This window comes from Pirellulales bacterium (assembly GCA_035656635.1).
Taxonomy (GTDB): domain Bacteria; phylum Planctomycetota; class Planctomycetia; order Pirellulales; family JADZDJ01; genus DATJYL01.
The window spans coordinates 1-13,840 of the sequence record DASRSD010000110.1; the positions used below are offsets into that span (position 1 = coordinate 1).

Sequence of the window (13,840 nt, forward strand, 5' to 3'; positions counted from 1 at the left end):
CATCCCGGCCTCGCTGGTCAATGCGATGCTTCGCGGCGGCGCGAGCTTGCCCATTCGGATGAAGGCCGATGATATCGAAATCCACCGCACCCGCAATACGCCGAAATGCGCCACCGCCGTGCTGATGGACATGAGCGGCTCGATGCGCTACGGCGGACAATATATTAACGTCAAACGGATGGGGCTGGCCTTGGATGGGTTAATTCGCCGCGAATACCCGGGCGATTTTTTGCAGTTCATCGAAATGTACACCTTCGCCAAGCCGCGCACGCCAGCCGAAATTGCCACGCTGTTGCCCAAGCCGGTGACGATTTTCGATTCTTACGTGCGGTTGTGGGCCGACATGAGCGACCCGGAGGTGAGCGAAATTCAAATTCCGCACCATTTCACCAACATTCAGCACGCGATGCAAATGGGGCGACAGTTTTTATCGCAGCAAGATACGCCCAACCGGCAAATGATTTTGATTACCGATGGCCTGCCGACAGCGCACTTCGAAGGGTATAAGCTATTTTTGCTCTATCCGCCCGATCGCCGCACGGAAGAAGCGACCATGCGCGAGGCGCATCTGTGCCAGCGGGAAGGAATTACGATCAACATTTTTCTGTTGCAAAGCTGGAGCCAGTCGAGCGAAGACATTCAATTCGCCTACCGCCTGGCCGAATCGACCAAAGGGCGCGTGTTCTTCACCGCAGGCAAAGACTTGGACCGCTTTGTGGTGTGGGATTACCTGAACCGCCGCCGCTCCATCGTAGCGTGACTGGACTCATTTGTCTGCAGTTGGTGTCGGTGGTGCATCTTCGACAACCTTGAATCCCTCAGGAACTTCGAGCCTAAACAAGCTTGGATCGAAAGGCTTGTTCCAGACGAAGTTTTCGACAATTAGGCGTTCCAAAGTGCGTGGCTCGGTCATAAGCATAGTCGATTGCAGCAACCGTTTTCTTACAAGTCGGAGATTCAACCGCCAAACTCAATCGTGCTGGTAATTCATCACCAGCCAGTGGGTACCTTGTTTTTGAAGCTTCACTGCCAAATGCGATACGTACTTAAATGGGTAGGGAGACCCGCGGTCAGAGAATAGGCCCGTAGCGAAGGCGCGAAACTCGGCGGTTGCAGTCATGGGGTTTGTAGTGCGATCCAGTTTGACTTCCATGCCGCTAATGCTGACCGAGTCGAATTTGGCCTGCGCGATCCAATGGCGGGCTTCCGTTTTGACTTCTGTTGCCATGGGCGAGATGCACGCGAGGCACGCATCGAAATCGTTTCGCTCTGCGGCGTCGGCAGCGTTGTAAATTACGTTTGCCACTTGTTCGCGTTCCGTCACAACCAAATGGTCAATCAACATGGCCGAGCCCATTACTAGCGCGATGCCAGCCATGGCCACCAGAATGCCAGCGCGACCATATTTTAGAAACAGCACGCCCAGCACGAACAAGATCACTCCGCCGCCGATAAGAATCGGCGTGGGGTCTTCCGTGAACCAAGTGATGAGCGCGGAATCCGCCATGGCTAACTAGGAAAAACGACTACGGCAGTTAAAAGCAGCGTGAATAATACTTTGGCATTTGCATTGCGTACTTCAATGGGACATCAGCCAGTTCTCAATTTGCTGTACTAATATCGTGTTTCCCTGCGATCGGGCTAACTCTAGTGCCCTTTGGGCAGCGGCAGAGACTTCGGCAGTTTGGCCAAGTTGACTATATACTACTGCCAGACTGTAATAGCTCTGCGCGTAAGAGGGCTTTTGGGCGATGAGTAGTTGGTAATTATCGATGGCTTCCTGGGTGCGGCCGATTTCAACCAGCGCTATTGCTAGATTGAAGCGCGCGGCGAACAAGGTTGTGCTGTCCGAGGAAAGTGTTAGGACCTGCTCGTATTGTTGAATCGCTTCCGAAACTTGCCCTACTTTCTTCAGCGCAATTCCCAAATTGGCGTGAGCCTCGGCCGAATTTGAGTGCTGTTGTACTACTTGCCGAAGGGTGTCAACGGCGTCTTGTGAGTGACCGGTTTTGATTTGAGCCATACCTAAGTTGATACCGGCTTCCATATAATCTGGTTTCAATTGCAAAGCTTGTTCAAGCGGCTCGATTGCCTCTGATGGTTGCCCAGCATCGATCAAGGCGCTGGCTAAATTGTTGTACGCGCTGGCATAAACCGGTTTTATCACAATGGCTTGTCGGAAGTCGTTGATCGCTTCCTGAATATTACCTTGTTGTTGTAGTTTTACGCCCAAATTGTTATAGGCCACCCAGCATCTTGAATTTTTGTCGATTGTAGTTTGGTAGAGTTCGATGCAACTACCAAATGTACGGCTTTGCTGCCAGGCGAGGTATCCGAACATTCCGGCGACGAATGCGGCGGCGGAAATTGCCACCCACCTCAGCGTTTGGTGCGCCCGTTGATACCAACGGCTCCAAAAAGCAGCTGCCAGCGTCATGACGGCAATCAGCGCTAAATACTGATAGTGATCGGCCACTAATGAGTATTGCATGTAGCTGACATCGACAAAGCCCATTACGGGAAGCAAAGCCACACAGAAGAATGCCCAAGCGAACAGTAGGGGCTTTCCCCACGAATGATTGCGCTGCCAGACCAGCATCCCGGTCAATGCTGCCACGGCGATCAACGGGAGCCACCAATAAAATTTTTCGATTTGGATGTTCCACTGCGGATACACGAAAATTAGGTTAGTGGGCAGAACTGCCTTGAACAAATAGAACCATATCACCGCGCCAGCGCCGGCTAAGCGCTCGGCAAAGCCGGCCGGACGATAAATTTCTCCCGAACCGTGTGTTTGGAACCATAGGTTCACCGCAATAAGCAGCATGGCTGACAGGAAGAAAGGCGCTGTGCGGATGATGTCCCACCTTGTAATCGCTTGCCGTTGCCACCAAGCGATCAACAATAGCACGAGCGGCAGCACTGCTACGGAACCTTTGCTAAGCATCGCCAGAATAAATGCCAGCCAACTAAAACAGTACCAATGCAATTTCCTAGATACGAAGAGACGAATTAGCGACTTGCGCGGACCTGGTTCGGAAGCGGCGAGTGCGGGAGAGCAATCGATTTGCAAATATGCGAAAATTGACAGCAGAAAAAATAACATAGCCAGCGCATTTTTTCGTTGCGCAATCCAAGCTATGGATTCGACATTGACAGGATGCACTGCAAACAACAAGGCTGCGAGCCACGCCCCCGGAATGGACAACTTCCGCAAGATAGCCCAAAGCAGGAGCACTGAAGCAATATGCAGCACCAAATTGGTGACATGGTAGCCGGCCGAATTCATTCCCCACAATCGCCACTCCAGCCAGAACGTGGAATTAGTTAAGGGCCAATAATCGGTTGGTTCCGTTGTACACCAAAAACGATACAATCCGTCCGCGCTTTTAACGATTGGGTTATGTGTCACGAGCAGAGCGTCATCCATAACAAATTCACCATGGAGCGCAGGCCAATAAATCAAAATGGTGCTGAAAATGATGATCGCCGTGCCGCACAAAATTTGTATTACTGATTTCCGATTTCGTGACATTGAAATTTCACGCGGTGATCCAACAGGAGCGTAAGATTTATTTGCCGCCTGGGTCATGAAACGGTCATCTTTTGGAAGTTCCTACACATATTGAACGGAACAGCACCGACTACTGATGTTGCAAACAGGAGTTACACATCGTGGTCAGCTCTTACGCACAAGCCGCTGATGCAAGATAGAAACCTGCTTTACATTGTCAGCAGCCATTTGGTCGATACAAGCTAGATACAAATCCAAAAGCAGTGCTATCGTATCGGCATCAACCAGAATTATTCGACGCAAACACGTACTTTTTAGATATCATGCAGTCGGAGTTTTTATAAGCATTAACTATTGACGGCCTAGAATTACTTGCCAACGTTAAGCCTAAGTAAGTGATTTAATCGTCGGCGGTGAAAACGCAGCACGTTGAACATGGCAACTATGGCGATGGCGGCCAGCACAAATGCAATCGGCGTGAGGGTGAAAATGGGTTGCCAGGGGGGCGCAGAGTTTTGTTGGTTTGCCGGAGCATCGGTGGCGGTCGGCGCGGCATCGCCAGAGGCGGCGTCGATGGCCTCCCGTCCCAGGCCGCGCTCTCGGGCGTGAAATTTTTCTTCGATCGATGCCTCGCGGCGCTCAAATTTTGGTCCAATCGTAAATAGCGCCGCCAGACCCGCCAGTGAAAACAACATGACCCAGAACCACGGGGAATCGGTCACCGAGGGCAGTGTTTTTTCAGAATCCGACATGACAAGCGGCGTTCAACGTTTCTTAAACAGTGGGCCGGCATAGACGGCGCTGTCTCCTAGTTCCTCTTCAATCCGCAGTAATTGATTGTACTTGGCCATGCGGTCCGTGCGGCTGGCGCTGCCGGTTTTAATCTGCCCGGTGCCGAGGGCCACGGCCAAATCGGCAATGGTGGCGTCCTCCGTTTCGCCACTGCGGTGGCTGGCGATGCTGGTGTATCCGTTGCGATGGGCCAACTGGATCGACTCGATGGTTTCCGTCAGCGTGCCAATCTGGTTCACTTTGATCAGAATGCTGTTGGCAATGTGCTCGTCAATGCCGCGCTGCAGGCGCTTGGTGTTCGTGACAAACAAGTCGTCGCCGACCAATTGCACTTTGTCGCCAAGTCGCTGGCTGAGCATTTTCCAACCCTCCCAATCGTCTTCGGAGCAGCCATCTTCGATCGAGCAAATCGGATATTTTCCGACCCACGCGGCCAGAAAATCGACCATCTCCTGCGAGCTGAGTTCGCGGCCGTCGACGCTGTATTTTTTCGTCTTGTCGTCGAACAGTTCCGTGGCGGCCACGTCCAGCGCAATACTAATTTGCTCGCCCGGCTTGTAACCGGCCTTTTGAATCGCCTCAATAATCAAATCGATCGCTTCGGCATTGCTGCGTAAATCGGGAGCGAAGCCTCCTTCGTCGCCCACGTTCGTGTTCAGCTTTTTCGCCTTGAGCACACTTTTGAGATTGTGAAACGTTTCCACGCCGGCTCGCAGGGCATCGCTGAATTTGTTAAAGCCCAGCGGCATGACCATGAATTCTTGCACGTCGACGGCATTATCGGCATGCGCGCCCCCATTCACGATGTTCATCATCGGGGCCGGTAACAGCCGCGCGCCGGGCCCACCGAGATAGCGGAACAGCGACAGGCCGCAAAACTCCGCGGCCGCATGGGCCGTGGCTAGCGAGACGCCAAGAATGGCATTCGCGCCCAAGTTCTTTTTGTTTTCGGTGCCGTCGAGTTCATTCATGCGGTGGTCGAGGCCGGCCTGATCGAGGGCATCCCAGCCAATTAGCTCGGAGGCCAATTTTTCGTTCACATTCGCCACGGCCTTCAACACCGATTTCCCCTGAAACTGCGATTTATCTCTGTCGCGTAACTCCCAGGCCTCGTGCACACCCGTGCTTGCCCCGCTGGGCACCGCAGCCCGGCCAAACGAGCCGTCGGAAAGTTCCACGTCCACTTCAATCGTCGGGTTACCGCGGCTATCGAGAATCTGCCGGCCGTGAATCGAAATAATTTCGCTCATAGGAAAATTTGTGCTCGGGTTTCAAAATTCAAAATGGATATTGTCAATTTTGTCCGGAATTTTTTTTCTGCGGACAAAACGCAGCGGAGTTTCAATTAATCACGGGAAAAACGCCCTCTGGCAATTAAGTATTGGCAAAAATGGAACGATTGTCGGTTCATTTTTCGTACAGGCAGTGTTTGTTCGATCCGGTAAGTTTGGCTGAGCGTCCGCGCGGACCAGCGGTCTGAAAAACGGCAGCCGCCGCCGTGCGCGCTCACGAGTGCCAGTATAATTTTTAGGCACAGCCGGCATTATACTGAAAATGCGTACACTTCTCCACTGAAAATTGGGCCAGCCTTTGCTCGCTTGATAAATGTAGTGGCGGCTGTCCCAAGCCGCCCCTGTTGCAGGGAAAGACGGCTGGGCACAGCCATCGCTCCATCGGCCTCCATTGTGCAAAATTCGCCGCCGATTGGCTAGCGGGCTACCGGCCTAAGGAACTAAGCTGGCGTGCGGAAAAATTGCTATGATTAGCCAGCGGCTGACCGATGGTCCAATGCTTCAAATAAATTCGATCCGGACACTGCGTAAGGCACTGGTTGTCCATTACTATCTAGAATTTCAACAATACAGTCAGTAGATATTCTGTTTCATCTATTCCGTTCATCTTCCGCGATGAACGCGCCCATCAGCGGCCTTCTCAGACGATGCCGGCCAGCAGTGACACCCGAGCGAACCATCGCCCGTAGGCAATTCTTAGAATTGCGCAAATACTCGGCCGACTGATGCGTTCATTGCTGTGTCAGGAAGAAGATAATAGAATGGGCACCCAATGGAGATTTTACTATGCGACGTGCGGTAACCATCGTTGAATTGCTCGTGGTGATTGCCATTATTGGCGTGCTGGTTGCGTTGCTGTTGCCTGCGGTTCAATCGGCCAGAGATTCATCTCGCCGCTTGCAATGTGCGAGTAACTTAAAACAGATTGGCTTGGCACTGTTGAATTACGAAACGGCCAACAAGCATTTTCCGCCTGGTTACGTTTCGAGCTATGACAACGAGGGAAACGATACCGGGCCGGGTTGGGGATGGTGTTCGTTCATCTTGCCGCAAATGGAAGAAAACGCCATCTATCAAACCATCCATTTTGATTTGCCGATTGAAAACCCGAACAATGCCGCCCGGGTGGCGAATATCAAAAGCTTTTTTTGCCCCACCGACGATACGCCCAGGGTGTGGGCCGCGAAGAGCCGTGATGCCAGCGGCAATCCGATTGCCACGGTTTGCGAAGTCGCGGCAGCCAACTATGTTGCCATGTATGGCACGACCGAGCCGGGTGTAGACGGCGACGGCATGTACTTTCGTAACAGCAAGTTATCGTTGAAAGACGTGACCGATGGGAGCAGCAAAACCGTTGCTGCCGGCGAACGGGCCCACCAACTGGGCAACGCCACGTGGGTCGGTTCGGTTACGGGAACGAGTTTATTTCCCGACAATGGCGAAGTGGCGCGTCCGGAAACGGAAGCCAGTGCCGGAATGGTATTAGGACAGGCTGGGGAAGGCGTTGGCCCCGGCGCGCCGGGAAGCGATGTCAATCAGTTTTATAGTCTGCACGCGGCCGGTGCGAATTTTGTGTTTGTCGACGCGCATGTTAATTTTCTTCCCGCTTCGATGGATGAAAAAATATTCAAAGCGCTGACCACACGAGCCGGCGGCGAAATCATTTCGGTCAATTACTGATGCGTAAAATTCTGCTGCTGATGTTGTTGGCCCTGGCGGGTTGTAAGGATGCGGACGATAGTGTCCCGCGTGTTATGCTGTCCATCGACAAAGTTCCGCCCAGTGAGCTGAAGACGGCCAAAGCCAAGTTCCCAGATGTGAAATTCGACACCGCTTGGAAGCTCGCCAGCGGCGCCATTGAGGTCCGGGGAAAGAATAAATTCGGCAAAATTCATGAAGTCGAATTTTCTCCCACGGGTGATATCGTGGAAACAAACTGAGCTCCTGCTAGTGGTGCGGTTTGCCTTTGGGCGGCAAATGGTTACGATGGTCGATGCGGAATTATCGGAAATGCACGCATCGAAACTGACAGCCGGGTTGAACTGAATGTCTGTAGCGCCCATCGCCCATCCGCGGATGCCAGCGGAGCCCTTGCCGGAAAATATTCGCAGCACGCAGCCGGGGGGTGGGTTTTGTTATTCGCTGGAAATGGCCTGGGGTCGCTGGCGGCGCTGGTATTTGCGAACTTTTTGGCCGGGATATGTGCGGCGAATGGCGGCCGCGCGAATTGGTGAGCCCGCCGGCTGCCCACACGAGATTGTCGATTCGCGCGATCTGAAATTCTGCCGCAATTTGACGGATTGCCATTGGCGGCCGGAGGATGATCGGTTTCGCTGGCGCGAAAAAATTCCGCTGGCACGCTGGGGACTGGCCGAAGTGCAAATCATGGGCTGGCCCCTCCTGGCGCTGACCGTGGCCTTGGTGGTGGGCTGGAGAAATACATCGGGAACCACGAGCGCGCTGTGCTTGTTGGCGGCGGTGGTTAGCGGGGCGGTGCTGGTGCTGGTTGTGTCGTTCTTTCGCGATCCGCCGCGGCGCATTCCGCAAGAGCCAGGCCTGCTGGTTTCCCCGGCTGATGGTAATGTGGTGGAAGTGGCGCAGCTGGCACACGATGAATTTGTCGGAGGGCCGGCGGTGCGGATCGCTATTTTTCTCACGCTGTTCAACGTTCACGTGAATCGCATGCCGTGCCGGGCCAAGGCGATTCGATTAAAGTATTCGCCCGGCAAGTTTTTGCACGCCGATCATCCGCTGGCCAGCACGCAAAACGAAAGCATGTGGATTGGCCTGGAGCAGGACGAAGCACCCTATCGCCGCCTGGTATGCCGGCAGGTTTCCGGGATGGTGGCCCGCCGCATTGTGAACGATTTAAGGCCGGGAGAGGTGTTGGAACGGGGCGCGAAATTTGGGATGATTAAGTTTGGCTCGCGAACCGAGTTGATTGTGCCGGCCGAAGGTTTCGAGCCGCAAGTTCGCTTGGGACAATGGATCAAAGCCGGCCGTGACGTGGTCGGGAAATACAGCAGCTAGCCATTAGCGGCTAGCGATTAGCGGTTACAACGAATTGACATCGCTTGCCGTTGCCGCCCGCCCGAATTGCTAATCGGCTAGCCGCTAATCGCTAATTGCTTTAACATGAAAAAACTTCGCACCGTAGCCGTGTTGCCAACCATGTTCACGCTGGGGAACCTGCTGTGCGGGTTCTTTGCGATTGTGGTGGCGTCGCGCGTGGGGGCAGGCACGCTGGATCGGATTCCGCCGGCCCCGCAAATTGAAATTTCCAATCCGGCCAAGGTGTTCGGCGCGTTCGATCCGACGAACCCCACGCACAACATTGTGTTCAGCGCATGGTTGATTTTTGTGGCGATGATTTTCGATGCGCTGGATGGCCACGTGGCCCGACTGGTGAAAATTACCAGCGATTTCGGCGCGCAGTTGGACAGCCTGTGCGATTTAGTGACGTTTGGCGTGGCGCCGGCGTTTTTAATGGTGAAAATGTGTCCTGATTTCACCTTTTTTTACCACGACGAAATGTGGATTATCGCGGCGGCATTTGTGGCCTGTGCGGCCATGCGGCTGGCGCGGTTCAATGCGGAAACGGAGCAAGAGGACGATCATTTATCGTTCATCGGCTTGCCCACGCCCGCCGCCGCCGGGTCGATTGCCAGCTTCGCCATTTTGTTTTACACGTTGCGGCTGGAAAGCAATCATTTGCCGTACGCTCAGGATATCGATTGGTACATGCGGCGGTTTTTGCCACTGTTCACGCTGATGCTGAGCGCGCTGATGGTGTCGCGCATTCCGTACCCGCACGTGGTGAATCAGTTGCTGAATGGGCAGCGCAGCCTGGGGCACATTGTGGCGCTGCTGTTTTCGCTGGTGGTGATCATTGCCATCCGCGGCTACAGCGTGCCGATTATATGTTCGATCTTCGTTCTTGGCCCGCCGCTGCGTTACGCCTGGCAGCGGTGGCGCAATCGGGCCCAGGAGCAAGAAAGCGAATCGCTGTTCTAGTGCATAATGACGCGGATGATTTTCAAGGGGCGCGCTCCGCTGGCGCGTCGCGGCTAAACTGACCACTGCTCACCGACCACCGATCACTTCTGCCATGTTTACCGGACTTGTTGAAGCGCTGGCCACGGTGATGGAAGTGAAGCCGGAGCCGCCTGGAGCGCGAATTTGTGTCAGCCTGCCGCCGTGGCCCGAAGGAGAAGCCGGCAGTGTCATTCGCGTGGGAGACAGCATTGCCTTGAACGGCTGTTGCTTAACGGTGGTGGCCGCCAGCGGGCCGCGGTTGGAATTTCAGGCCGGCGAGGAAACGCTGCATCGCACCAATTTAGGGCGGCTGAAGCCCGGCAGCGCCGTGAACGTGGAGCACTCGCTCTGTTTTGGCGATCGCTTGGGTGGGCATTTTGTGACCGGGCATATTGACGGATTGGGCACGCTGGCCTCGCGGACCGATGCCGGCGAGTGGTCCACATTTTGGTTTAGCGCGCCCGTGGCTCTGCTGCGGCAAATGGCATCCAAAGGCTCGATTGCCATCGACGGAGTAAGTTTGACGCTGGTCGACGTGGCCGACGACCGCTTTAGCGTGATGCTAATTCCGCACACGCTGACCGTGACGACGCTGGGACAGCTGCAGCCGGGCGACACGGTCAACCTGGAAACCGACGTGCTGGCGAAATACGTTCAAAAGCAACTTAACGCAGAAAGCAGAAAGCAGAAAGCAGAAATTTAAGCAGTCTGCAAAAGGCATGTGCATTGGTTCTGCCTTCTGCATTCTGCCTTTTACTCTCTCATCATGTCGCACCAAACACTCACCTATTTGAAGCAACGATTCCAGCAAGTCGGCCTCAAGCTGCAATCGCGGCACGGTCAGAATTTTTTGATCGATTTGAATTTACTGCGCATTCTGGCCGATTCGGCGCAACTTTCGCCCCACGACGTGGTGCTGGAAGTGGGCACCGGCGTGGGATCGCTCACGGCCTTGGTGGCGCCACAGGTAGCGCACTTGGTAACCGTGGAAATCGATCCGCGCTTGGCACAACTGGCCAGCGAAGAATTGCTGTCGCATGCGAACATCACCCTGCTGCAAATGGATGCCTTGCGGCGCAAGCACGAAATTGATTCGCGGGTGCTGGGTGCCCTGCGGCAACATTTGGCGGCAGAGCCGCAGCGGAACTTTAAACTGGTCGCGAACTTGCCGTATGGCGTGGCCACTCCGCTGATTTCCAATCTGCTCGAATTGGAATGGCCGCCGGTTTCGATGACCATCACCATTCAAAAAGAGTTGGCCGATCGGCTGGCAGCGCAACCCCACACGAAAGATTATGGAGCGATTAGCGTGTGGGTGCAGTGCCAATGCCGCGTGGAAATTTTGCGCGTGATGCCGCCGACCGTGTTTTGGCCGCGGCCCAAGGTGCACTCGGCAATTGTTCACATCACGCTGGAGCCGGAGCGGCGCAGCGCGATTCCGGACCGGCGGTTTTTTCACGAATTTGTGCGCAAGCTGTTTCTGCACCGCCGGAAGTTTTTACGGGGCGTGCTGGTGGCGACGTACAAAGATCGGCTCGACAAGCCGGCGATCGATCGCGTTTTGTCGGAATTGCAATTTGGCGGAAACGCCCGGGCGGAGGAATTAAGCGTGGAACAAATGCTGGCCCTGTGCGAGAAATTCCGCCAGATCCAGTTGTGAATTTCAGACCGTGCCGCGCGTATCATTCCCGATGGCTGGGGTAGTGACGCATTTTGAAGTGAACTGCATTGGGTGGCCGGGGTCGAGTGCCGCCGAGCCCCCGGAATGCTGCCCGCTGGGGTCTCCCTTCGGTCGACCCCAGCCACCCTGCCGGACTGCGCCGCGCGTATCATTCCCGCCGGCTGGCATTCGCTTGCCACAAGCGGAATAGGCTGATAAATTGAAGCGACCGTAGCTTGGCGGGGGTAGCCGGTGGCAGCCGAGGCTTTTCTGCACTTGGCACCCTTTACCGTGGTGCATGGCAAATTGATTTCAGGCTGGTTTCATCTTCTCCGCGGAGTGCAATCGCATCATGAGACGAATGCTTAGCGCTGCGCCAGGTTGGTGGCAGACGATGGTGTTGCTGTGGTGCGCCGCGGCGCCCCAGATTGTGTTTGCGGCGGACGGCAGCTTGGCCGATTTGATTGATAAAGTGGAGCCTTCCATCGTGCGCATCGACGTGACGATGGAGCAAGGCAAAGGCGTAGGGAGCGGATACGTGGTGCTGGCCGACGGCGTGTTGGCAACCAACTACCACGTGATTGCCGGCGCCAGTGAAGCGATGGCCACATTCAAGAACGGGCAACAAGCCAAGGTGGTGGGGACCCTGCTGCTGGATGAGAAGCGCGACATCGCCATTTTGAAAATCGACAAGCAATCGCTCCCTGTCCTGCCGCTGGCCGATGTGTTGCCCCGGCAGGGAGATTCGGTGGCGGCGTTTGGCGCGCCGGTGGGGCTGTCGTTTTCTGCGAGCGATGGCATTGTCAGCGCCGTTCGCAGCGGCAAGGAAATTTCCGACGAGGAGGAAATTCCCGGCACCTGGATTCAAACCACGGCCCCCATTTCGCCGGGCAATAGCGGCGGCCCGCTGGTGAATCGCGAAGGAAAAGTTGTGGCCATGAACACCATGGTGCTGCTCATCGGGCAGAATTTGAATTTTGCGATTTCGTCGCTCGACGTGGCCGATGCGCTGGAAAAAGCCAAGAATAAGCCCGTATCCGCACTGGCCGACGTGGCCGCCAAAGCCAAGCCGAAAACGCACAAGCGGGCGAAATCAAAAAATGAGCTGGCGGCCAAAGATATTCCGGCCGCACAGGTCGATGCGTTCATCAACGCCGGCCAAAAGCATTATAAAGACGCCATCGTCAACGCACGCACGAAACTGCGCGAAGCCAACGAAAAGTTGCGGGCCATGAAAAGCGGCACCACGAACAGTCCGTTCGCGCTGCAGGCGAAAGAGCAAGGAGCCGACTATTTAATTAACAATGTTCGCGGTCAAAACTTTTATTTGTTTCCCGATTCGGACACAAAGCAAAAGTGCATTGACGAGCAGCAAAAGGTGGCCGGCAAATGCGACGATTTGGTCAAGAAGCTGGAAGAGCCGCAGCAAGGCATGTTGAACTACCTGAAAAATGCCGGTCCCGAGTTGTCGCTGCAGACCGTGGGAGACGTGGGCTTTGTTCCCGAGTTAATGGTGGGGCTGATTGACGATGAAGACGAATTCCAAACCGTGTTGGGGCGCATTCCCGTGACGGTTCGCGGCTTGAATACCCATAAGCTGGCGATTGGCTCCAAGCTGGACGGCCGGGTGATGTACGTGGCCGACACCGAAACGTACGCGCTGAAATCGACCGAGAACCGCGTGAATGTGTTCGTGCTGCGCGAGGTGCCCGACGAAGTTCTGTTGGCGCATTTGAAGCCGACGGGCTCTGCTGCGACGGGTTCGGCCAGCACGGCAACCGGTTCCGCAAGCACGGCGACGGCTAAAACACCGGCGACTGGCAATTCGGCCACGGCAGCCGGCGGTTTATCAACTGGTGGTTCAGCAGCCGGTGGTTCATCCAGCGCGGCCAGCGCTACGCCGTCGACGGTCTCTGACTCGACGAGCACAAGCTCCAAAACCGACGCCGGTTCTGCCGCAAAGACGGACGCCAAGATCGACGATTTTCGCATGTGGGTCGACAAGACCGGCAAGTTCAAAATAGAAGCGATGTTCGTTGCCAGAGTGGACGACAAAGTGGTGCTGAAGCGCCGCAGCGGCGATATTCTTACCGTGCCCGCGGCGTCGCTGTCGCAGGCTGACCAAGATTTCTTGAAGGACAAAGCCAAGTAGCTACGCAGCCAAGCCAGTTCTGCTACCGTTGCGCGTGGGCGGCACTTGCTTCCCGCCACAGGCGCGGGTAATCTGGTCGGGAACGTCGGCCGCTTGGCAGGCAAGTGCTTGGGGCTCGACGTTTGCTTTGTCCTGGAGCCGCCGAATGAAATTCATCGAGATGCGCGGAGTTCAGCTAATGCATTTGCTGGGCCCCGAAGAAATAAAGCCGGAAGAGCTGCGCAAAGCCGGGCTAACCGACAAGTGCCTGGTGCGCGTCAATTTACAGGGGGATATCGAAGTCCGCCGCCGCAGCAGTTGGGATGTTATCGGCGGCTTGTTGGGAGATTTCGAACACCGCATCAAGCAGGAAACGGGGCTCGATTGGGCGTCTTAAAGCGGGACGCTGTCAAATG

At 55.2% G+C, this 13,840-nt stretch carries 13 protein-coding genes; 9 read left to right on the forward strand and 4 right to left on the reverse strand.

The genetic code is table 11. From position 1 onward, the window contains the following. Positions 1-760: hypothetical protein (locus VFE46_10155; protein ID HZZ28351.1), on the forward strand; the 760-nt coding region annotated here is incomplete at its 5' end. Between the two features lie 210 nt (positions 761-970). Here the strand turns inward: VFE46_10155 and VFE46_10160 are convergent. The 4 genes from VFE46_10160 to eno form a co-directional block, all read right to left on the reverse strand. After that, positions 971-1,507 carry a hypothetical protein gene (locus VFE46_10160; GenBank protein ID HZZ28352.1) on the reverse strand — a complete coding sequence of 179 codons (537 nt, stop codon included), beginning with the start codon at positions 1,505-1,507 and terminating at the stop codon, positions 971-973. A 72-nt stretch (positions 1,508-1,579) separates the two neighbouring features. After that, positions 1,580-3,592, reverse strand: coding sequence for a tetratricopeptide repeat protein (locus VFE46_10165; protein HZZ28353.1), 2,013 nt, complete (start codon positions 3,590-3,592; stop codon positions 1,580-1,582). A gap of 290 nt (positions 3,593-3,882) precedes the next feature. Further along, the gene (locus tag VFE46_10170; protein HZZ28354.1) at positions 3,883-4,266 is read right to left on the reverse strand and encodes a hypothetical protein; all 384 of its coding nucleotides are present in this window, start codon (positions 4,264-4,266) and stop codon (positions 3,883-3,885) included. Positions 4,267-4,278: 12 nt separating this feature from the next. Further along, positions 4,279-5,556, reverse strand: a complete 1,278-nt coding sequence (gene eno / locus VFE46_10175; protein ID HZZ28355.1) for a phosphopyruvate hydratase — start codon at positions 5,554-5,556, stop codon at positions 4,279-4,281. A gap of 828 nt (positions 5,557-6,384) precedes the next feature. Between eno and VFE46_10180 the strand changes: the two genes are divergently transcribed. The 8 genes from VFE46_10180 (at position 6,385) to VFE46_10215 (ending at position 13,821) form a co-directional block, all read left to right on the forward strand. Then, on the forward strand, positions 6,385-7,278 hold the full coding sequence (locus tag VFE46_10180) for a DUF1559 domain-containing protein (GenBank protein ID HZZ28356.1): 894 nt from the start codon (positions 6,385-6,387) through the stop codon (positions 7,276-7,278). Next, positions 7,278-7,538, forward strand: coding sequence for a hypothetical protein (locus tag VFE46_10185; GenBank protein HZZ28357.1), 261 nt, complete (start codon positions 7,278-7,280; stop codon positions 7,536-7,538). The genes VFE46_10180 and VFE46_10185 overlap by 1 nt, the downstream gene beginning before the upstream one ends. A 106-nt stretch (positions 7,539-7,644) precedes the next feature. Then, on the forward strand, positions 7,645-8,628 hold the full coding sequence (locus tag VFE46_10190) for a phosphatidylserine decarboxylase (GenBank protein HZZ28358.1): 984 nt from the start codon (positions 7,645-7,647) through the stop codon (positions 8,626-8,628). 105 nt (positions 8,629-8,733) lie between these two features. Then, positions 8,734-9,612 (forward strand): CDP-diacylglycerol--serine O-phosphatidyltransferase, encoded by an 879-nt coding sequence (gene pssA / locus VFE46_10195; GenBank protein HZZ28359.1) that lies wholly within the window; start codon positions 8,734-8,736, stop codon positions 9,610-9,612. A 94-nt stretch (positions 9,613-9,706) separates the two neighbouring features. Beyond that, positions 9,707-10,336, forward strand: coding sequence for a riboflavin synthase (locus tag VFE46_10200; protein HZZ28360.1), 630 nt, complete (start codon positions 9,707-9,709; stop codon positions 10,334-10,336). A 63-nt stretch (positions 10,337-10,399) separates the two neighbouring features. Beyond that, entirely contained in the window at positions 10,400-11,293 is an 894-nt protein-coding gene (gene rsmA / locus VFE46_10205) for a 16S rRNA (adenine(1518)-N(6)/adenine(1519)-N(6))-dimethyltransferase RsmA (protein ID HZZ28361.1), read from the forward strand. 352 nt (positions 11,294-11,645) lie between these two features. Continuing rightward, complete coding sequence (locus VFE46_10210) at positions 11,646-13,445, forward strand: trypsin-like peptidase domain-containing protein (GenBank protein ID HZZ28362.1); 1,800 nt, start codon at positions 11,646-11,648, stop codon at positions 13,443-13,445. Between the two features lie 145 nt (positions 13,446-13,590). Beyond that, positions 13,591-13,821, forward strand: coding sequence for a hypothetical protein (locus VFE46_10215; protein ID HZZ28363.1), 231 nt, complete (start codon positions 13,591-13,593; stop codon positions 13,819-13,821). Positions 13,822-13,840 lie beyond the last annotated feature (19 nt).